The organism is Helicobacter pullorum NCTC 12824 (assembly GCF_017979475.1).
Taxonomy (GTDB): domain Bacteria; phylum Campylobacterota; class Campylobacteria; order Campylobacterales; family Helicobacteraceae; genus Helicobacter_D; species Helicobacter_D pullorum.
In genome coordinates, this window is record NZ_JAERIT010000012.1 from 1 (window position 1) to 21,363 (window position 21,363).

Here is a 21,363-nt window from a genome sequence, read left to right on the forward strand (position 1 = left end):
AATCAATATTTTCTTTTTTTAGAATCTCTAAAGCCTCCTTACCATTCCTTGCTATGAAAAGCTTATCCACATAATCCTCTAAAACCATAGAAGCAAATCTCAAAATATCTTCTTCATCCTCTACATACAATACGCGTATCTTTCTCATCATTGCTTCATCATTTTTTGATAACATCTTCATCTCTCCTCTATTCTTCAATTTTTAATGGTATTGTAATGATAAATTGTGCTCCACATTCACCACTTTGCACTTGACAATTCTCCAAACATTCTCTTTTTTGGCATTCATAATCTGTTTGCCATTTAACATTTTTCACTTCTATACTCCCTTGCATTTGCTTCTCTATAATTTGTTTGGACATATAAAGCCCAATCCCTGTCCCAACAGATTTATGCTTTGTTGTAAAATAAGGCTCAAAAATCTTTTGTATATCCTCAAGTCTAACTCCTCCTCCATTATCCATAAAAAGTATCCGCACACATCCGCCTTGTTTGTTGTTTTTTGGCAAAACATTATTTTTATTATCTTGACTTACAGAAATTTTAATTTTTGCAGGTGCGATATTTCTTTCTTTTAAAACATCTTCTGAATTTTTAATAAGATTCAAAATCACTTGTGAAAAAGAGTTTTTATATCCATAAAGCACAATATCATTAGGGCATTCTATTTCTAGCTGAATTTCATTTTGTTTTAAAAATGCACTCACCAAAGATACAGAATCCTCAATATTTTCCCTTAGATTAAAAAATTCTTTTTGGCTAGATGAATGGAAAAAATTACGAAAATCCTCAATCGTTCTTGACATTCTTTTGGCTATTTTTAGCCCCTCTTCCACCTGCACTTCTATAAACTCTTGTGTTAATTTACCATTTTGTGACTTGACCTTAAAAGCCTGTATTAATAGCATTAAGGCATTCAAAGGCTGCCTCCATTGATGAGCAATATTCCCTATCATCTCTCCCATACTAGCCAATCTTGCCTGCTGATACATAATTTGATCTTTTTTGCGACTTTCCAAAACCTCCTTTTTAATTGTTTCTTGCAAAGAATCATTTAAATCACGCAATTCCTTAGTTTTTTCTTTGATTTTAATCTCCAATGTTTTGTGCAATAGTTTAATATTACTCAAAACCAAGTAACTAAGCCAAATTGTAATCACCATAATAAGACACATAATTGCCAGCACAGCCTTATGCAAAATACTATGCAATGTGCTATTTCTATCTTTTTTAATCTCCACAAGATTAAGGCTACTATGAATGAGATTAGAAATTTCTTTATTGAGTTGTGCGACTTGATACTTAAGCTCTTCTATGTAGTTTTCTTGATTGCTACTTGCCTTTTTTAAAATATCCAAAAAGATATAAATTTGATTATCCAATTTGCTAATATCATCTATCTTTTGTTGCATTTCTGCTTCTTCTTTCAACCCAAAATCATCTTGATTAAAAAAATAATAAACCTGCAACACAAGATAAATGAGATAATTATCATCAAGAGCAGTCTCTTCCACTCTTTGATATGCTTCCCAATATTCTATGATTTTTTCCCTCAATTCTATCATTTGAGATTCTTGATTAGGCTGCATAAGAATCGCTTGAGTGCCATTAACAATCTGCCTCAATTCTTCTAAACCAATCAAAGATTGATGATATTCTGAAAAGAGCGTTTCATAATCATATTTCAAACTAAAGTAAAATACATAAGAAACGACAGCCAATGATAATAATCCGCATGCGATATTAAAAACCAATATTCTAGCTTTTGCTTCTAAAGAAGTCCCAAAAATCTTTTTTTCCATCTATCCAATTTAATAAACTTTTATTATATTGTAACACTAGGTTTCTTAATTTATTGATAATGTTTTTATCTCATGGTAAATTTTATTACAAAAATCAGCAATTAACCCAACGAAAATAATTGTATGCTTTCAAATGATATTAATAAATATTGTCAAAACAAGCTATAAAATTAGAATCATTTTAACAAGCACATCAAAACAATGCCGCCCTTATCATTCTGCTATGGCATTTCAAGGCAAAAACTACAAAATTTAATCTTTTTCCATACTTTCTACATTTCTATGATTTTATATTTTTAAATATTTAGAAAAATTTTTATTTCAAACTTAAGAGATTTATATTATTTGCAATAAGAAGTTTTTATGTAGTTATATTAATGGTGCCGAGGGTCGGAATCGAACCGACACGGGGTTGCCCCCACCAGATTTTGAGTCTGGCGCGTCTACCAATTTCACCACCCCGGCTAAATTAAAAAATATGATTATACTTATTTTAGCTCAATTTTTACTTAATTTCCAAACCTCTTTGAAAAAAGAGGTAAGAAAATTTATAAAACGACATATTTAATTGCTAAACATGCCTTAATGCTAGAAAGCTCTTTAATTACTTCATTGGACACTTCATCATCTACCAAAATTACAGCCAATGCTTCTTTTCCATATCGCCCTAATCTAAAATCCGCAATATTAATATTGTGTTTTGCCAAAGTTGTCCCAACATGCCCTATAACGCCCGGAGTATCATTATTTCTAAAGAGAATCATACGCCCTTTTGGCTCAATATCCATTTCAAAATGGTTAATCTCCACAATCTTTGGCGTATCCTCATTAAACACCGTTCCAGATACACTAAATTCACCCTCTTGTGTCAGCAATGTCAATCGAATTTGATTTTTATACACATTTTGCAAATTCTTGCTTTCAAGCGAAATTTCTATACCACGCTCTTTTGCAACATAAGGAGCATTAACATAATTTACTTTATCCCCAATCGTTGCATTTAAGATTCCCACTAATGCAAAAGTAGAAAGTGAAGATAAGTATTGACTAATTTCACCCTGCACTTCAAGCTTGATAGAGCGAATCTCACTTTTATTGACTTGAATTGCAAAAAACGCCATTTTTTGCATTAGCTCCAAATAAGCCCTCATAAAATTTGGCAAATCAGAATCTTTAATCGGAAGATTTAAGGCATTAGGGAAACTTGACCCTCTTGCTGCCTCCAACGCAGCTTCTGCTGCTTCAATCGCGATTTTCTCTTGAGATTCAAGAGTATTAGCTCCAATATGTGGCGTTACATAAATATTTGGCAAATCTAAAAGCTTATTAGAAATTGCTGGTTCTTTTGTAAAAACATCAATTCCTGCCCATCGCACTTTCTTGCTCTGCAAAGCTTCAAAGAGTGCATCTTCATTGTATAACCCCCCTCTTGCACAGTTAATCAAAACTACACCCTCTTTCATTTTTGCAATCTGTTCTTTATCAATGATATTAATGGTTTCTTTATTTTTGGGGGTATGAATAGTAATAATATCACACGCCAAAATCTCATCAAAATCTTTTGTATAAGCAATCCCCAAATCTGTTGCCTTAGCTGGATTAATATAAGGATCATAAGTAATAACTTCCATCTCAAAAGCTTTCATACGCTTTCCTACACGACTTCCGATATTACCAAACCCGATAATCCCTAGTTTCTTGCCCTTAAGCTCTGTACCATACCAATCTTCCCTTTTCCACTTTCTTTCATTTTTCAATTGTGCATTAGCACTCGGAAAAGTCCTAATTGCACTCAAAATATGCGCACAAGTTAGCTCAACTGCTGCGATTGTATTAGCTGTTGGAACATTCATCACCACAACACCCTTTTTACTTGATGCTTCAATATCCACATTATCCACACCAACACCAGCACGCACCACCGCTCTAAGCTTTTTTGCTGCCTCCAAAAAGCTCTCATCTACATCAGTAGAACTTCTTGTAATAGCAATATCCGCTTTATAAAGCTCTTTTTTTAATTCATCTTTTGGTAAATTAGCAAGATTCAACATTTCCACATCTGTGGCTTTAGCCAATAAATCCAATCCACTTTGATGGATATGATCGCAAACCATAATTGTAAATTTTGACATTTTATCCTCACTTGTTAAGATTTAGACAATGTATAGTTAATGTCATAATGCTTTAGCTCATCCAAAACACTACGCAAATACCCTTCATTCTCTGTAGTAACTACCAACCAAATATTTTCACCAATTTTATAATAAGAATATTCGATATTATTAGCACTTAAAACCTGATTGATACAAAAAAATTGATAATCATCAATCACTCCCACTGAAACTCTAAAAGTTTCTTTCTCCACTCTATTAAGACTATCTTCAAATAAGAGTTTGACTTTTAGCTCAGCTGCAGGATAAATAAAGCTTGATTGCTCCCTTTTTGAAAGTTGATCAATCCACCCAGCACTTCCTATACTTGCATTATCCTCTGTAGATGTCAGTTGATAGGAACTAATGCTAGGCAAAATATAACTACTCATCGCTTTTACATAATTCCACACCAAAACATAAAGAATAATGCAAGTAAAAATGCTGAATATACCTATCAACAATCTTGTTTGCATAAAACACTACTCTTTAAGAAATTTGATTTTTAATAATATCTCCCAATGTCATTTTATCATCTGCATTGCTATTAAAATTCTTCAAATTTGCTTTTTCTTTTTGTTTTTCTAATCGTCTAATAGAAACTCGGATTCTATTATTTTGTGTATCAATTAGAGAAATTACACCCTTTATTTTATCTCCTACTTTAACATCTTCTTTTTTGATAGGAAATAAATCCTCATTGCGTATAAGTGCGTCCATATCTTCATCAATCTTAATAAACACACCAAAATCTTTAATATCTCTTACAACGCCTTCTACTTCTTCATCTTCAGAATGTCTTTTGGCAAACTCTTCTACCGGAGAAGAAATAATGCCTTTTCGCGTTAATGAAATTCTTTCTTTTTCTTTATCGATTTTAGCAATTTTAACTTCAACTTCTTCGCCAATTTTCATCAAATCTTTACATTTTTCATTCTTATTCCAATAAGCATCTTCATTATGTAATAATCCATCAATGCCATCTAATTTAATAAATGCGCCAAAATCTGTTAGAGTTGCTACTACACCCTTTAGAATATCCCCTTCTTTGTATTTTTTAGCAAATTGATCAAAAGGCTTATCCAATAATTTTTTGAGAGAAACTCTTAAGCGTCGCTCTTTGGTATCAATTTCAATCACTTCCACATCTATTTCTTGCCCTGTTTTCAAAAATTCTTCTGGATTTTGAATATTTTTATTCCAAGAGATTTCTGAAATATGCAAGAATCCCTCAATATCATTACCCAAATCTACAAAAACACCATAAGGCTCGATATTGCTAACTACAACCTTAATCGCATCTCCCACTTCTAATTCATTTTCAACTTCTTTCCATGGATCTTCAATAGTATCTTTAATCGAAAGCGCTAAGCGTCTTTTTTCTTTGTCATAAGATAGCACCTTCAAGGAAACAATATCGCCTTCTTTATAAAGTTTAGAAGGATTTACTGGTCCTTTATGGCTAATCTCTGTATAATGCACCAATCCCTCTACACCCTCTACATCGACAAACATTCCAAAGCTTGTAATTTTTTTGATTCTTCCTTTTAAATTGCCTTCTTGCTTTAAGAGATTATCAATAACATCTTTTTTGATATTATTTTCAATTTCAAATAAACGCTTCCTTGAAATGACTATGCTATCCTCTTCTGGTTTTACATTGATAATGCAAGCTTTGATACGCTTACCTTCATTTTTATTTCCATCTTTAAAAGCTGCTGCAAATTTTGGCATAAAAAACTCCACAGCATCACTTTCTACAATATAGCCACCCTTATTTTTCTTGACAACCACACCTTCTACAATTTTATCTTTATAATCTTCACCTAAACTCTTAATATATTCTCGTATTTTTTCTCTACGAATCGCCTTCTTATAAGAAAGTAGCGGCTGCTCATTTCTTTTCCCCATAATCACAATAGGCAATAAATCCCCTACCCCAAAAAGCAAATTCCCTTGTGAATCTTGAATCTCACTAATTAGAATAACACCCTCTTTTTTCTCACCAGGGACAGCAATAATTACTTGTCCATTTTCAATGGATACTATCTCACCTTGTGAAACCTTCTCACTCTCTTTTTTTTCATATTGCTCAAGCATTGAAGCAAAATCTTCATCTACAATAATTTCATCTAATTCCTGCATATTAATTCCTACCGCAGCCATCTACACCCTTTATCAAAAAATAAAATTTAACTATTTTATCCACAATACCCTTATTAAAGAATTAAAAAATCTTAATATTTCTGAATTGTTTGCACAATTTTATCAATAATCCAATTAGGAGTGGAAGCCCCCGCACTCACTCCACAAAGTTTCTTGCCGCCAAACCATTCTTTTTGCAACTCTTGATAATCCTCCACCAAATAACAATCCTGACAATATTCCTTTGAAATATTATAAAGCTGTTTAGTATTAGAGGAATTTTTACCCCCAACAATTATCATTATATCCACTTCTTTGGCAAGATTCCTAGCAGATTCTTGATTATCAAAAGTAGCATTGCATATTGTATTAAACACTCTACATTCCGAACATTGACGAATCAAAAAATCAGCAATCTCTAAAAAAAGCTCAATATTTTTGGTTGTCTGTGAAATCAAAACCACCTTATCTGGTATCTTCGCATTTTTCAATGCTTCAAGATTTTCTACCACCAAAGGCGTTGTTTTGCAATAACTCATAACCCCCTTTACTTCTGGGTGCATTTCATCTCCAAAAATAATAATCGCATAACCTTCATTGCTCATTTTTTCACAAATTTCTTGAGGTTTAGTTACAAAAGGGCAAGTTGCATCAGTAATGTTTTTTGTTTTTTGCTTCAGCCTTTGCAAATCCTCTTTGGTGATTCCATGAGTGCGTATGATTACCTCTGCATTTGCTGGAATCTCTTGAATATTTTCATTGACAACTACATTAAATTTTTCTTTTAAGCGATTAATTTCTTTTGCATTGTGGATTAAAGGACCCAAAGTAATCCCATTTGGCTTACTTTCAGCTAGCTTGATTGCGCGTCTTACTCCAAAACAAAAACCATAATTTTTTGCCAACTTTACTTGCACGCTAATTTCCTTTTGTCTGTGTAATTTGCCCTAAAATTTCTAAAAAATTCGGAAAAGAAATATTAATATATTCTGCTTGGGTAATCCTCATTCCATTTTTCAATCCAGCAATCGCAAAACTCATCGCAATCCTATGATCTCCATAGCTAGAAACTTCAGCTTTTTGTATCTCTCCACCTGTAATCACAAAACCATCATCAAGCTCTTTTGCTTCAATCCCACAAAGTTTCAGATTCTCAACTACCGCTTTGATTCTATCTGTCTCTTTCACACGCAATTCTTTAGCATTCGTTACTTTGCTTACCCCATTTGCACAAGCCATAGCAATAGCCAATGCTGGAATCTCATCAATTAACCAAGAAATTTTTTCATTCACTTCAATGCTTTGAAGTTTTTTGGGGGAAACAATTTCAATATCTCCAATGCTTTCATAGGTATTTGAATTTTCTTTATAAGCAATTTTTACCCCCATTTTCTCCAACATTTTAAAAGCTTCAATCCGAGTAGGATTTAATAAAACATTCTTCAAAAGTCCATAAGATTCTGGCATAATTGCCACTGCTACTGCAAAGAAAAAGGCGCTAGAAGGATCTGCTGGAATATTCATTTCAAGAGGCTTTAGGGCTTGTTTTAATGGAGAAATGCTAACCTCTACATCGCCCCCTTGATAAATTTTGCTTTCAATCTCTGCCCCCATTCCTCGCAACATACGCTCTGTATGATCGCGGCTAAGCTCTGGTTCAAAATACTTAGAATCCCCATTAGCAAAAAGCCCACTCAAAATCAAAGCCGATTTCACTTGTGCGCTTGGAATCTTACTCACATATTCAAAAGATTTTAAACCTTGATTGCCCATTACAACAAGCGGAGCAAAATTCCCATTATCTCTTCCAAATATTGTAGCCCCAATACTCCTTAGCGGTTCTACAACCCTTTTCATAGGACGATTATTCAAATAGCAATCTCCACTTAAAACAAACATTCCCTTTTGCGCACTCAACAGCCCTAAATACAATCTAATAGCAGTCCCCGCATTTCCACAATCCAAAATTTCACTAGGTTCTTTAATAGATTTTGGCGGCAAAAACACCATTCCCCTGCTTTCTTCTTTTACCTCTAAGCCAAGCCTTTTTGCTATTTTCAAAGTATCAAGCGTGTCTTCCCCTTTGAGATAATTTTGAATATAAGAGGGCTTATCACTCAACAAAGAAAAAATCGCACAACGATGCGAAATAGATTTGTCAGAAGCGATTTTTTCTATCGCAAGCTTAAAACTTTGGGCTTTACAAACCTCCAAAATCATCGCAATCTCACTTTGTAATTCTCTATTAGGGATTCCAAAATCTTATCCATAATGCTTGCAATATCTTTTTCTTCTAAAGTTTTTTCACTAGATTGAATCTCAAAACGAATTGTAAGGCTAATCTCCTCTCCCAAATTCTCATCATGATAAATATCCAATGGATAGAATCCTACAACATCAGCTATCCCAAGATTTCCAATCACTTCTCTAAGTTTATAATAAGGAATATTTTTATTAACCACTATGCTCAAATCTCGCACTACTTTTTGAAATTTGGAATAATCTTTAACCTTTGGCATTAAATGCACCAATTTATCCACTTCTATTTCGCACAAATAAGTTTCATCTAGCCCAAATTCTTCGGCTACTTGTGGGTGCAATGTAGATAAAATACCAACTTCTTGATTATTTTGGATAATCTTCGCACATTGACCGGGGTGATATAGTGCAATCTCACTTACACATTCTCTCAATGTAAAATCTCCAATTACTCTAGCTATATGATTTGCAAAAATAAAATAATCCCCTTTGATACCCTTAGCATTTGGATAACGCTCCTCCATCACAAATCCACTTTGCAAAAAAGCAATTTTTGTATTTTGATTTCTCCTTGCATCATAAGTTTCACCCACTTCCACTAATGCAATTGAATTAAAACCATTATTTCTATTAAGCTTTGCAGCCTGCAACAATCCCAACAATAAGCTTGGTCGCAAAGTATTTAATTCCCTTGTAATAGGATTTAATAATTCCAACTCCTCTTGCAATGTTTGAAAACCATATTTAAGTAACTTCTCTTTATCTTGAAATACAAAATGCACGCTTTCGCTAAAACCTGTCCCAATAGCTTTCTTTGCTAATTCCCTCTTAAAATGATAAAGCCTAGATTCCTCACTGCTTTGGTTGCCTTGAACAAACATTAAAGGCGAACTTGGAACCTCATCAATCCCAATAAATCGAATAATCTCTTCTGCAATATCTTGATAATTAGAAATATCATGCCTAAAAAGTGGTGGCACAACGACAAGCAAATTTTCATCTGTTAGGATTTCAACTTGAAACTCTAATGCTTGCAATAATTGCACCACTTTTGATTTATCTAAAGGAACACCAATGATTTTTGCAATTAATGGTATTTCTATTGTAATAGAAGGGAGTGTTTGCTCACTTGCTAATTCTTGAATATCATTATACAAAACCGCATCATTACCCAGCAACAAATCCCCAAGCACATCCAATCCTAATTTCAAATTTGGATTACTCCCTCTTGAAGAGCGTTGAAACACTTTTGGATCCACTTTTGCTTTTGTTTCTAATACCTTTTGGGCAACAATTTTGGGAGGTATATAACTTGCTTCCAAAATAATAAATTCTTTTTCATTTTCTTTAAGATTCTGTATATTTTCTTCATTAAAAGAAGAAATTCCAATGGCAGATAATTTTTTCTCTCCACAATAAATACTTTCAAACCCCAATTCATCTTGTTTTAACTTCAAAGTTACTCTATCTTCATTTGCGCCCTTGCCTAATTGACAAAATGTTTGTGGATACGCATTCAAAATAACGCCACTTATTAATGTGCTAAAATTTAAAGCATTTAACAATAAATTATTTGTCAAAGACTCATTATAAGCAAGGAATAAATTTACACAAAGTGGAATTTTTATAGCCCCTATCTCTATTGCTTGATACATCAAAGAAGAAGTATGCTTCCTATCCGTTACAACTTGCAAAACACGACCAATCCCCGGTGCATTTTCCAAAGCCATTGGTTTTTCTAAAGGTTTTCTTTTTAGTCCAAATGCCACACTCAAATCTCTTGCTATCCCCAAAAGACTCATACAATCTCCACGATTTGGTGTGATAGAAATTTCATAAATCTCATCATTAAAATAAGAATATTCTAATAATTCCTTGCCAATCTCCAATACTCCGATACTCTCATCAAGTTCGACAATTCCATCATTGATTGCAGGAAATCCAAGCTCAGTTGTAGAACAAAGCATTCCACAGCTCTCAACCCCTCTTAACACTGCTTTTTTGATTGTAATTTGTGGCAACACAGCCCCTTCTAATGCAACTGCGACAAAAATCCCCTCTCTAGCATTTGGCGCTCCACAAACAATTTGCCTCATCTCATAATTTTCTTCACTTCCACCCACTGCTACCTGACAAACATTAAGTTTTGTTGCATCTGGATGTTTTTTGCATTCTATAATTTTGCCTACAACCACCTTTTTTGGCGCACATAACTTTTGAAATGATTCTACCTCCAAACCAATCTTATTTAATGTTTTATAAATCTCATCACTGCTAATATCCTCTAAAGGCAGAATCTTATTTAAAATACTTCTATTAAATTTCATTTAAACTGCTCCAAAATTCTTAAATCACTTTCAAAAAATGCACGCAAGTCTGGCACACTATAAGCCAACATTGCAAATCTTTCTACACCAAGCCCAAATGCGTAACCACTGACATTCTCATAACCCACAGCCTTAAAAACATTTTCACTCACACAACCACAGCCCAACACCTCTAGCCAACCAGTGTTAGAGCAAACACGACAGCCTTCTCCTTTGCAAAAAATACAGCTCATATCCACTTCTGCACTTGGTTCAGTAAAAGGAAAATAACTCGAACGGAATCTCACCTTAACATCACCAAATATATATTTCAAAAAATCCTCTAAAATAAACTTAAGATTTGCAAAATTTACCGAATCTTTACCATTTTCTACTACCAAACCTTCTACTTGATGAAACATTGGTGTATGCGTCAAATCATAATCACAGCGAAAAACATTCCCCGGACAAATCATACGAATTGGGGGCTTCTGTGCTTCCATAGTCCGAATCTGCACGGGAGAAGTGTGAGTCCTCAAAATCTTTCCATCTTTAAAATAAAAAGTATCCTGCATATCTCTTGCAGGGTGATATTTTGGCAAATTAAGGGCTTCAAAATTATGGAAATCATCTTCCACTAGAGGACCTGTTTTTACCATAAAATTCATACCCTCAAAATACTCTACAATTTTATCAAGCATCAACATAATAGGGTGATTTGAACCCCTAAAATTACTAGCACTAAACAAAGAAACATCAATTTTTTGTGCTTGCAATTTCTCTTGCAATTCCCTCAAGCTTAATTCTTCTTTTTTATTTGCAAGGGCTTTTTCAAATTCCACTTTTAGTAGATTTAGCTCCTTTGCCAACGCCTTTTTTTGTGTTTCATCACAATTTTTTAACTCCGCAAATCGTGCAGTTAAAATCCCCTTCTTACCCATTACTGCTATGCGAATTTCTTCCAACTCTGCAGTGCTTATTGCTCCATTGATTCTAGAAAATATCTCTTCCAAAACTTCTTCCTATTTTTTTATTTTAAAGTAAATTATTTTCAAGAATTGTAATCAAAAAATGTTTTACTTTTCTTAATTTTTTTAAAATACTTCACAAAATAAGGTAAAATTTCAAAAACTTTACTTTATGCTAAAAGGATACCAAATGACAGTTTTTGAAAAGATTATAAAAGGCGAGATACCTTGTAACAAAGTTCTTGAAAATGAAGACTTTTTGGCTTTTCACGATATTGCCCCAAAAGCCCCCATTCATGTTTTGGTGATTCCTAAGAAATTTGCTAAAGACTTCCAACAAGTTAGCCCTCAAGAAATGGTAGGAATGACAAATTTTATCCAAGAATGTGCCAAAACTTTGGGATTAGATAAAAATGGTTATAGAATCATTAGCAATATAGGAATTGATGGAGGACAAGAAATCCCTTATTTGCATTTTCATCTTTTAGGTGGTGCAAAATTGCGTTGGGATAATCTAGCACAAAACATTTCAGAGCAACAACGATTAGAAGAAGCCAAAAAAGGAATGTAAAATCCCTATTTAGTGGGATTTTTATCCTTGCAACATTCTTGAATTTCTTTTAATATCCTATGGAGTTTCTCTAGTAATCGTGCCACTACGATTAGTTGCTCACTGGATTGGATTGCCATATCTTCACCCAAATTAATTGCATTTTCAATACTCCTGCGTTTAGATTCGCTAATCTCTACAACTTCAAGTTTCTTTTTAATCTCTTCGCTAATGCTAGCAATCTCCTCGCTAATATCCTCACTTAGCTCTTTTGCACGATTAGAAGTTTCTTGTGCCATATGAAATTTATTCAAAAATTTCGAAAGATTCTTAGATGCCAATGAAAGCTCACTTCCACCCTCTAATTCTATCGCTTCTGCCATATCTTCCTTTATCTGTCCTTGTGCAAGCATTTGAGTTTTTTCAAGGAATTGTTTAAGATGAGTGTGAATATTAAAAAGATTCTTAATAGAATACAAAGCCAAAAGCACCATAATCACAGCTGCGACATATTGAAACTTCTCCAAGTAAGCCCTTGAATGCGTAGAAACATCTGAATAATAATTCACCGTCCAATCAATTTGATTAAGCAAATTCATATTTTGCACAACAATGCTCTTCAAATCTTCTACAATTTTTTCTTGCGCTCTAAGAGTATCTTGAAATTTCTCTTTATAACCCTGCCAAAAATCATAAGTTTCTTTGATGGCTTGATGGACTTTAGGGAGATTCTGATAGGTTGGATTATTATAAAATTCAAAAATTACGCGATCATAGAGATGATAGACTTCCAACAACTCTTTATGAGAAATGCTATCCCATTTATTTGCATAACTCATAAAAAGATGAGCCATTCTTTGTGTAAGCATTCTCTGCTTGCCTGCAGTATCAATCACACTAGGAGACATTTTTGCATTTACCATTGCTTGGACGATATTATCAGAAAGTTTCAAAATTATCGAATTATTCTCATCTAAAAAAAGTTTATTTTTGCAAAATTTATAAGAAACTTCTTTGAAATCTTGAACCACTTTTTTGAATTCTAGCCATTGTTTTTCAATCAATGCGAGTTGTTTGATGATTGTTGAATTGCTTGGAGGGTTAATATTCTTTTTTTGATTCCCATATCGCAAAGTATGTAGATTCTCTTCAAATTCTTTTATTGCCAAATTAAGTTCATCAAAATTTTGCTGATTTTGCGAATTGATAATAAAAACTTCTTTGGTGATTTTTTGGGTTAGCATTCTTTCCTTGCCAGCAATATTAATTAAATATCCATCTTGAATACTTCTTTGATTAATCAAAATAACAGAACCTATCATCACGCCTATACATAAGGTGGTTAAAATTCCAATTACAATAAGACGAGTAACAATTTTTGTCATTTTGCCTCCTGCTTGAAGATCATTTGAAGTCTATGAGAATCCAAAATTTCAATTTTTCCTAGTGAATTAGTTTGTATCACGCCATCTCTATGCAGCTTTTTTAAAATTCTTGAAAGTGTTTCTGGCTGGATATTCAAAAATGCTGCATTTTCTTGTTTTTTGTGCATATTAAATTCTTCCAAATCAGAATACAAAGAATAAGCGATTTTTGCCGTGCTATCAAAAACTAATTCGCGTTGCACTATCTCTTCTAAAACACCAACCCTCTTTAAAGATTCTTCAAAAAATAACTTTAAAATTTGAGGGGATTTTTCAAACAATAAACGCAATTTATCACTTTCAAAACAGGCTATTAGAGAATCTTCTAAACATTCAATATTAACAAAAGTAGCCATTTTATCTTTACAATCATTAAGCAAACCATTTTTGAAGATTCCAAAAAATATTTCATTATCAAATCTATCTACTTTATAAGCCTTGACTGCACCCTCTAACAAAAAATAAATATCACTAACTTTATCTTCCTCATAAAAAACAATCTCTTGTTTCTTATAATTTTTAAAATGCACAATAGCTTTTAAATCCCTAAGAGAATCTTGATTAAGATTGCAAAATGGATGATAAGATTCTAATTCTTCCAAAAAATCACTCCATCAATCCCAAGCTTGGCAATTTCAAGCATTTCTTCTTCTTCTTTTATACACAACAAAACTTTGGCATCAAAAAGATAATTTTCAGCTAAATTTTGCAATTCTTTAGCCATTTCCAAATCCTCACAAATCAAAAATTTTACCCCTAGATTCACCATCAATAAAGCTTCTTTGATATTTTGTATCACACTTGCATAATCTATCCCATTTTGATAACAAAATTGTGCTATTTTCAAATCTCCCCTTAAAATCAAAAAAGCGCTCGGCAAAGAATCTTGAATATCCTGCAAAGAATCCACAACACAAATTTCCAAAGGACTAACAACGCTATGGTTTAAAATCAACATTGCAAATCCCTATTTATCAGCTTCCAAACATTCTTTAGAACAATAATATTTTCCATTGCTAATAATCGCCTCTTTACTAGAAATATAAGTCCCACATTTTTTACACTCCAGCATAATCTCTTCATTTTTATTATGTTTTTTAAAATTTTGATTTTCTTCTTTCTTGACACTCATTTTTCTAAAAAAATAATAGACTGCTAGGATTAATAAAACAATCAACAACCATTTTAACACAGCTTTTCTCCTTTAATCACAAGATAATTTCTAAAATCTTTTTGGTATTTTTGATACTCCAAATCTTTTGGAATTTCACTCTCTACATTTGAGCCTTTATAAAGCAAAATCAAACTTTCTTTAGAAATAATTTTTTGGCATTTTACTAGAAACTCACTCACACCAAAAGTCGCTCTTGAAGTGATAATATCGGGTTTATCCTCCATTGTGATTTGCTCTACCTTTTGCCGCATAACACAAAAATTCTCCAACCCAAGCTCCACTTTCACATTTTGCAAAAAAGCGGCTTTTTTGGCATTTGGCTCACACAAAATCACTTTACTTCCAAGCACAATCCCAAGAGGAATTGCCGGAAAACCATTGCCACTCCCCACATCAAAAAGAAACTTTTTATCTCTTAGCTTCAAACTCTCAATCTCCAAAGGATACAGGGAATCTTCAATATTCTTTTGTATCATCTCCAAACTTTTAGCTCCACTCAAACTATGAATCTTATTCCACTCTAATAGCATAATTGCATAATCTTCAAGCTTTTTTGAGATTCCCACACCAAGATTCATAACACCAACATCCCATCGCCATAAGAATAAAAGCGGTATTTTTTCTTAATGGCTTCTTGATAGATTCTTTTTGTTTCCTCTAATCCAACAAAAGACGCTACTAGCATTAATAGAGTTGTTTTGGGTAAATGAAAATTTGTCAATAAAGCATCCGTCAAAATAGGTTTATTTTGCAAATGCAAAAATAAATCACATTCCCCTTGTGCTTGTTTGGTCCTAGCAAAATATTCAATAGTTCTTGCTGCTGTTGTTCCAATAGCTGTGATATGGGTAGCTTCTTGAATCTTTTGTATGCTCTCTTGTGGGATTATAAAAGATTCTTTGTGCATTTTATGTTCTAAAATATTTTCCACACTTACACCAAGAAAAGTTCCAGCCCCTACATGCAAGGTCACAAAAGCATTGTTAAATTCTCTTTGGAGTTGTTGAAATGATTCTTGACTAAAATGCAAAGAAGCTGTTGGAGCGGCGATTGCCCCAAGATTTTTTGCAAAAACTGAATTATATTCTTCTCTATCTTGCTGGCTTGCTTCTCTTTTGATATAAGGGGGCAAAGGCGTATGCCCACAAGAATCCAAAAACCCAAAAAACTCTTGTTTGTCCAAAGGGCTTTCATCATCAATCTTAAAAAAACTCGCTTCTTTAAAACCCATACCACAATCTTTTATGATTTTAGCAAAGATTCCCCCTTCAAACTTTACCCTACTCCCTTCTTTAAGTCTGCCTCTAAACTGCATCAAATAAAGATTCTCACCAATTTCTTTGTGGAATAAAGCCTCTATTTTTCCGCCCTCTTGTTGGGTATTTTGAAAGATTTTCACACCATAGATTCTTGCAGGAATTACCTTTGTATCATTAAACACTAGCAAGGTTTCTTTGGGCAAAAACTGCTTAAAATCTCTAAAAGTTGAATGAATAATACTTCTATCTTTGCGATTATAAACTAGTAATTTGGCATCTTCTTTTGGTGTGATGGGCTGTGTAGCAATTAGTTCTTTGGGGAGTTCATAATCATAACTTGTAGATAATAATTCATTCATTATCTTCTAACTCTTCTGGTTTGTAAGGATTAACCATTTTTGCAATTATAATCGATAATCCATAAAGAATCGTAAGAGGAATTGCCATCAAAAATTGTGAAAGAATATCAGGGGGAGTGAGGATTGCTGCCAAAATAAAAATAAAAACAATGGCATATTTAAAATAATCTTTCAAAGTTTTATCCGTAACTAGCCCTATTCTTGCTAAGAAAAAAGTAACGACAGGCAACTCAAAAGAGATTCCAAATCCTACCATCAATTTTGCAAAAAACCCCACATAATCGCCAATGCTAGGAAGAGCTGTAAAAAGCTGACTACCAAAACCGATTAAATAACCAAAACCTATGGGAAAAGCTATATAATAAGCAAAAGCACAGCCACACAAAAAAAAGAAAGTTCCAAACATGACAAATGGAATGACTAACTTTTTCTCATTCTCATAAAGACCGGGTGCTACAAATGACCAAATTTGCCAAAATATAATCGGCAATGCAAAAATAAAAGCACTAAAAAATGCAACCTTAATAGCCGTAAAAAACGCTTCTCCCACTTGAGTAAAAATCACACTTTCTCGCCCTTTGGGCAATGCAGCACTCAAAGGTGCAACCATCCAATCTAAAATCATCTCCCAAAAATAAAAAGAAACCGAAAAAGTAACTAGAAGTGCTAAAGCGATAATTATTAGGCATTTACGCAAATCTTGAATATGTGGCTTTAAATCTTCAAACATTCTTTTTCTCACTTTCTTTTTGTGTATCTTGAATATTTTTAGCCTCTTGGCTAATCTCTTCTTTAAAATTTAAACTTTGCTTATTTGTTGCAGGCTTAATCTCTATTCCATTTTCTCCAAATATTTGATGATTGTTTGTTTGTTCTTTTGCTTCAGAAGAGATTGAATTAGAGTGTGTTTTTGGGGTATCTACTTCCAAATCTAATGAAGTAATTTCTTTAAGCTCCATTTCTTTAGTGAGATTCTGCACACCTTGTGTGAGGCTATTTTTATACGCTAAAGCTTCTTCTTTGATTTTACTTAGATTAACTTCTTTGTCCAAACTTTCTTTTGCCTCATCCATTGTTTTCTTGACTGCCTTAAAAAATTTTGCTGCATCTACTAATGCTTTTGGCAATTTTTCAGGACCCAAAAAAATAATAGCCACTGCCACAATCACTAAAATCTCAAAAAATCCCATTCCAAACATCGGCGCTTCTCTGCCTTTACACTAAGCTTTATTATAAAATTTTAGGATTTTATCTAATTTTGGAATAAAGTGTGCTTAGAATCTTACATAATTTTAAAAGACAGGGAAGTTATTATGAAAAAGATTCTAGTTATCTGCATTTTAGGACTAATTTTATTGAGTGGTTGCATTTCCCCAAAAACCGATGCTTTTTTACTCGGAGCTGGACTTGGAGCTGGTGCTACTTATTATTTTTTAAATGGAGGCAAAATTGATGGGATTGGCAAAAACTCTTTCCAAGGCACTTCTCAACAAAGCATAGCAGACACCTCAATCCCATCAGAGTTAGAATGGTATTATTTCAATCAAGATTTGCAAGAGCAAATTTTTCTCAATCAAAAACAATCGCAAATCCCTTTAAACTAAAAATTCCTTTAAAATATCTTGATGCAGCACAGGATTAAATTCCAAAACCTCATATTTAGCTGCATTGTTAAGATAAAAAGGATCTTGCTTTGTAAAATCTAGTGCTTCTTGCTTGTTTATAAATTTCCCAATAATAATCCCTCCGGTGCGTGGATTTTGCGGACCACTTGCAAGAAGTTTTCCACTTTTATAGCCCGTTTTTAAATACTCACGATGTGCTGACAAAATCTCCTCAATAGCTGATAATTCCTTAGTATAATTCACTAAAATCACAAATAAATTTTGCATAACATTCCTTTTGTTTTTTAGCCATTATAACATTTCATTAAAACTTTCTTTTTTCCAATTTTTTTTTAAATTATAAATATTTTGCACAATATCCCCATTCCAAACACTGCTAATACAAGCAATCATATCTGCCTTTGTGAGATAATGAATGTTTGAAGGCGTGATTCCTCCAATTGCACATTTTTTAATATCTGTTACTTTTTGAAATAAATCCAGAGGTATCACTTTTGCTTGTGTCTTTGTAGGAGAAGCAAAACATGCCCCAAAGGCGATATAATCTGCCCTCATTTCCTTTGCATTTTGAGCTAGTTGCAAATCCCCATAACAAGAGATTCCCAAAACTCCACAAAAATCCTTCCGAATCCCCCTTAATTCCTGCACACTATAAGATTCAATTTCATCTTTTTTGCCAATATGCAAACCTTTGGATTTTATTTCACAAGCCAGCTCTACCCTATCATTCAAAACAAAAAGCACATTATTTTTCCCACAATAATCCATCAATTCAATGCAAAGCTGTTTAATTTCATTATCTTTATGCGTCTTATCACGCAACTGAAAAATACTAATCCCGCCCCTAATAGCTAATTCCAACATTTCAAAAATCTTTTGATAAGGAGTGAGTTTTTCATCACTAATTGCATAAATACCTTCTAACATTATAATTCCTTAATATTTTGATAAAATTCTATCAAATTAACCCCCATAAAAATGCAAACCAAATCAATTTGCACTTTTTATAAGGAATATTATGCAAACTTATATTTTAAATCTCACAGGAACTATTCAAGGGGTAGGATTCCGCCCTTTTGTCTATAAAATTGCTACAAAATATTTCCTAAAAGGCTATGTTTTAAATAACAATCAAGGCGTAAAAATCCTCATACAAGGCAACCAAGAATCCATTCAAAACTTCCTAAAAGAGCTAAAAAATCCTCCAAGTGCTGCAAAAATCACTTCTATTACTCAAAAAAAGATTTCCAATAAAAAGATTTTTTCTGATTTTGAAATCCAAAAAAGTCAAACACATTCCATTAAAACCGCCACTATACCAGCAGATCTTGCACTATGCCAAGAATGTATCAATGAGCTTTTTAATCCAAAAGATAGGCGATTTCTTTATCCTTTTATAAGCTGCACCAATTGTGGCGGACGATATAGTCTCATTCACTCCCTACCCTATGATAGACAAAACACCGCTATGGCAAATTTCAAGATGTGTGAAATATGCCAGCAAGAATACACAAACAGCAATTCGCGTCGATTCCATTCTGAGATTAATTGCTGCCCAAATTGCGGACCACAAGTTTTTTTTACAACCCATCTTAATTATAATGACAAACCTCTTTTGGACTCCCAAATTATTCCTTTTTTAAAGACTACACCAAATCCTATCAAAAATGCCATTGCAGCCCTAAAAAATGGAAAAATTTTAGCATTAAAGGGGATAGGAGGATATGCACTAATCTGCGATGCTACAAACCAAGAATCAATACAGATTTTAAGAGATAGAAAAAATCGCCCCAAAAAACCCTTTGCCATTATGTGCAAAGACCTAAAAATGGCAATGAGTTTTGCCTCACTTAATAAAAAAGAAAAAGACTTGCTTACCTCACAGATTGCCCCCATAGTGCTAAGCTATGCCAAGACAAAAACCAAACTACCTTTACACCTTATTGCTCCAAATCTAGCTACTTTAGGGATTATTTTACCTTATGCCCCCTTGCATTATCTTATTTTCAATGAAATTGAATTTCCATTGATTTTTACAAGTGCAAACATTAGTGGCGAGCCAATTATCAAAGATTTCTACACTATCACACAAAAATTACAAGGGATTTGCGATGGAGTTTTACTTTATAATCGCGATATTTTTAACCCCATTGATGATAGCCTTATCCGAATTTTAAACAAAAAAACACAGATTCTAAGGCGTGCTAGAGGGTATCTCTCTGATATTCCATTCTCTGCACCCCATACACAAAAAAACTTCATCGCCCTTGGAGCGCAACAAAAATCTACATTCTGTCTAAAATTCCACAATAAACTTCTATTAAGCCCGCATTTGGGAGATTTAAATAATCTTGAATCTTTTTTAAATTTCAAACAAAATCTCAATTTATTTACCCAACAATACCAAGCCAAAATTGATACATTTTGTGCGGATTTACACCCAAATTACGCCTACAAAGAACTTTTGCCTAATAAAAATACTCATTTCATTCAACATCATTTTGCACATCTTTTATCCAATATTGCAGAAAATCGTATTTCTTCAGAAGTGTTAGGAGTTATTTTTGATGGCACAGGGTATGGATTAGATGGCAATATTTGGGGGGGAGAATTTTTGTTTTATAACTCCAAAAAACCTCTCACTTTTCAGAGAATCGCCTCTTTTGCGCCCTTTTATCTTCTAGGCGGGGAAGTAGCTATTAAAGACATTAGAAGACTCGGCATAGAGGCTCTTTTTGTCGCCTTTAAAGAACATTACAAAACCCTAAAACTACCCCTCTTAGAAAGCCTCAAAAAAGACTATGGAAAAGATATTTTAACTTTCTTTTATAAGCAACACCAAAATACACAAAATTATACTTGTAATTCTGTGGGTAGAATCTTTGATATGGTGGCATCTTTATGCAATCTCACCCAAAAAACAAGTTATGAGGGCGAAGGCGGAATGCTTTTAGAATCGCTTGCCTATAAAGCACAAAAAAACAAAATTCAAGCTATCTCTTATTCCTTTGCAATCAAGAAAAATATTATTTTATGGGATACTATGATACAAGAAATCTACTATGATTTACAAAACCACATTCCCATAGAAAATATTGCTTTGAACTTTCATTTCACCCTTGCAAATATCATTAAACACATTGCAAATCAATATGAAACTATTGCGCTAAGTGGTGGCTGTTTCCAAAATGCAGTTTTAACTCAACTCACATTGCAGATTCTAAAAAATAAAAAAGTATTTTTAAATCAAGAGATACCTTGTAACGATGGAGGAATCAGCTTTGGACAAGCCTATTATATGCAATTAAAGACTAGCAAAGAATCTTGCTAGCCCTTTAAATA

22 protein-coding genes and 1 tRNA gene are annotated in these 21,363 nt (G+C 33.3%); 4 read left to right on the forward strand and 19 right to left on the reverse strand.

Translation table 11 applies throughout. The annotated features are described in order from the left end of the window. Positions 1 to 188 precede the first annotated feature (188 nt). On the reverse strand, positions 189 to 1,802 hold the full coding sequence (locus tag JJQ98_RS07750) for a sensor histidine kinase (RefSeq protein ID WP_210670811.1): 1,614 nt from the start codon (positions 1,800 to 1,802) through the stop codon (positions 189 to 191). 133 nt (positions 1,803 to 1,935) lie between these two features. On the opposite strand from JJQ98_RS07750, the gene JJQ98_RS08915 reads away from it, so the two are divergent. Further along, the gene (locus JJQ98_RS08915) at positions 1,936 to 2,058 is read left to right on the forward strand and encodes a hypothetical protein (RefSeq protein WP_281728931.1); all 123 of its coding nucleotides are present in this window, start codon (positions 1,936 to 1,938) and stop codon (positions 2,056 to 2,058) included. 122 nt (positions 2,059 to 2,180) lie between these two features. Here the strand turns inward: JJQ98_RS08915 and JJQ98_RS07755 are convergent. The 8 genes from JJQ98_RS07755 to pheS form a co-directional block, all read right to left on the reverse strand. Beyond that, positions 2,181 to 2,267 (reverse strand) — tRNA-Leu (locus tag JJQ98_RS07755). An 83-nt stretch (positions 2,268 to 2,350) separates the two neighbouring features. Further along, positions 2,351 to 3,934: a phosphoglycerate dehydrogenase gene (gene serA / locus JJQ98_RS07760; RefSeq protein ID WP_054195457.1), complete on the reverse strand. Its 1,584-nt coding sequence runs from the start codon at positions 3,932 to 3,934 to the stop codon at positions 2,351 to 2,353. A 14-nt stretch (positions 3,935 to 3,948) separates the two neighbouring features. Beyond that, positions 3,949 to 4,428, reverse strand: coding sequence for a hypothetical protein (locus JJQ98_RS07765; RefSeq protein ID WP_065829019.1), 480 nt, complete (start codon positions 4,426 to 4,428; stop codon positions 3,949 to 3,951). Between the two features lie 13 nt (positions 4,429 to 4,441). Further along, a complete protein-coding gene (locus tag JJQ98_RS07770; protein WP_060661554.1) occupies positions 4,442 to 6,118 on the reverse strand; it encodes a 30S ribosomal protein S1 in 1,677 nt (558 codons plus the stop codon). Between the two features lie 71 nt (positions 6,119 to 6,189). After that, positions 6,190 to 7,014: a 4-hydroxy-3-methylbut-2-enyl diphosphate reductase gene (locus tag JJQ98_RS07775; protein WP_005022330.1), complete on the reverse strand. Its 825-nt coding sequence runs from the start codon at positions 7,012 to 7,014 to the stop codon at positions 6,190 to 6,192. Position 7,015: 1 nt separating this feature from the next. Next, positions 7,016 to 8,317 carry a 3-phosphoshikimate 1-carboxyvinyltransferase gene (aroA, locus tag JJQ98_RS07780; protein WP_065826571.1) on the reverse strand — a complete coding sequence of 434 codons (1,302 nt, stop codon included), beginning with the start codon at positions 8,315 to 8,317 and terminating at the stop codon, positions 7,016 to 7,018. Then, complete coding sequence (pheT, locus tag JJQ98_RS07785; RefSeq protein ID WP_065830902.1) at positions 8,314 to 10,683, reverse strand: phenylalanine--tRNA ligase subunit beta; 2,370 nt, start codon at positions 10,681 to 10,683, stop codon at positions 8,314 to 8,316. The genes aroA and pheT overlap by 4 nt, the downstream gene beginning before the upstream one ends. Next, positions 10,680 to 11,675: a phenylalanine--tRNA ligase subunit alpha gene (gene pheS / locus JJQ98_RS07790; protein WP_054198249.1), complete on the reverse strand. Its 996-nt coding sequence runs from the start codon at positions 11,673 to 11,675 to the stop codon at positions 10,680 to 10,682. The genes pheT and pheS overlap by 4 nt, the downstream gene beginning before the upstream one ends. A gap of 145 nt (positions 11,676 to 11,820) precedes the next feature. Between pheS and JJQ98_RS07795 the strand changes: the two genes are divergently transcribed. Beyond that, positions 11,821 to 12,201 (forward strand): histidine triad nucleotide-binding protein, encoded by a 381-nt coding sequence (locus tag JJQ98_RS07795; protein WP_005023640.1) that lies wholly within the window; start codon positions 11,821 to 11,823, stop codon positions 12,199 to 12,201. A gap of 5 nt (positions 12,202 to 12,206) precedes the next feature. Here JJQ98_RS07795 and JJQ98_RS07800 read toward each other — a convergent pair whose 3' ends face one another. The 8 genes from JJQ98_RS07800 to tatB are packed head-to-tail and all read right to left on the reverse strand — an operon-like array spanning position 12,207 to position 17,595. After that, complete coding sequence (locus JJQ98_RS07800) at positions 12,207 to 13,565, reverse strand: type IV pili methyl-accepting chemotaxis transducer N-terminal domain-containing protein (protein ID WP_151105035.1); 1,359 nt, start codon at positions 13,563 to 13,565, stop codon at positions 12,207 to 12,209. Further along, positions 13,562 to 14,206, reverse strand: coding sequence for a Crp/Fnr family transcriptional regulator (locus tag JJQ98_RS07805; RefSeq protein ID WP_151105034.1), 645 nt, complete (start codon positions 14,204 to 14,206; stop codon positions 13,562 to 13,564). Before JJQ98_RS07805 ends, JJQ98_RS07800 begins: the two co-directional genes overlap by 4 nt. After that, positions 14,194 to 14,562, reverse strand: a complete 369-nt coding sequence (locus tag JJQ98_RS07810) for a hypothetical protein (RefSeq protein ID WP_104745584.1) — start codon at positions 14,560 to 14,562, stop codon at positions 14,194 to 14,196. Before JJQ98_RS07810 ends, JJQ98_RS07805 begins: the two co-directional genes overlap by 13 nt. Positions 14,563 to 14,571: 9 nt before the next feature. Then, positions 14,572 to 14,796: a PP0621 family protein gene (locus tag JJQ98_RS07815; protein WP_005022321.1), complete on the reverse strand. Its 225-nt coding sequence runs from the start codon at positions 14,794 to 14,796 to the stop codon at positions 14,572 to 14,574. Continuing rightward, the gene (rsmG, locus tag JJQ98_RS07820) at positions 14,790 to 15,356 is read right to left on the reverse strand and encodes a 16S rRNA (guanine(527)-N(7))-methyltransferase RsmG (protein ID WP_060663061.1); all 567 of its coding nucleotides are present in this window, start codon (positions 15,354 to 15,356) and stop codon (positions 14,790 to 14,792) included. The genes JJQ98_RS07815 and rsmG overlap by 7 nt, the downstream gene beginning before the upstream one ends. Then, positions 15,353 to 16,396 carry a tRNA preQ1(34) S-adenosylmethionine ribosyltransferase-isomerase QueA gene (gene queA, locus JJQ98_RS07825; RefSeq protein ID WP_115057072.1) on the reverse strand — a complete coding sequence of 348 codons (1,044 nt, stop codon included), beginning with the start codon at positions 16,394 to 16,396 and terminating at the stop codon, positions 15,353 to 15,355. Before queA ends, rsmG begins: the two co-directional genes overlap by 4 nt. Then, entirely contained in the window at positions 16,389 to 17,126 is a 738-nt protein-coding gene (tatC, locus tag JJQ98_RS07830) for a twin-arginine translocase subunit TatC (protein ID WP_151105033.1), read from the reverse strand. The genes queA and tatC overlap by 8 nt, the downstream gene beginning before the upstream one ends. Continuing rightward, entirely contained in the window at positions 17,119 to 17,595 is a 477-nt protein-coding gene (gene tatB, locus JJQ98_RS07835; RefSeq protein WP_054195447.1) for a Sec-independent protein translocase protein TatB, read from the reverse strand. The genes tatC and tatB overlap by 8 nt, the downstream gene beginning before the upstream one ends. A gap of 114 nt (positions 17,596 to 17,709) precedes the next feature. Here tatB and JJQ98_RS07840 point away from each other — a divergent pair, with 114 nt between their 5' ends. Next, positions 17,710 to 18,000, forward strand: a complete 291-nt coding sequence (locus JJQ98_RS07840; RefSeq protein ID WP_054195446.1) for a hypothetical protein — start codon at positions 17,710 to 17,712, stop codon at positions 17,998 to 18,000. Here JJQ98_RS07840 and JJQ98_RS07845 read toward each other — a convergent pair. Next, positions 17,992 to 18,288: a YciI family protein gene (locus JJQ98_RS07845; protein ID WP_060663057.1), complete on the reverse strand. Its 297-nt coding sequence runs from the start codon at positions 18,286 to 18,288 to the stop codon at positions 17,992 to 17,994. The genes JJQ98_RS07840 and JJQ98_RS07845 overlap by 9 nt on opposite strands. 24 nt (positions 18,289 to 18,312) lie before the next feature. After that, positions 18,313 to 18,948, reverse strand: coding sequence for a thiamine phosphate synthase (locus JJQ98_RS07850; protein WP_151105032.1), 636 nt, complete (start codon positions 18,946 to 18,948; stop codon positions 18,313 to 18,315). A gap of 91 nt (positions 18,949 to 19,039) precedes the next feature. Between JJQ98_RS07850 and hypF the strand changes: the two genes are divergently transcribed. Then, positions 19,040 to 21,352 (forward strand): carbamoyltransferase HypF, encoded by a 2,313-nt coding sequence (gene hypF, locus JJQ98_RS07855; protein WP_151105031.1) that lies wholly within the window; start codon positions 19,040 to 19,042, stop codon positions 21,350 to 21,352. Positions 21,353 to 21,363: the final 11 nt, after the last annotated feature.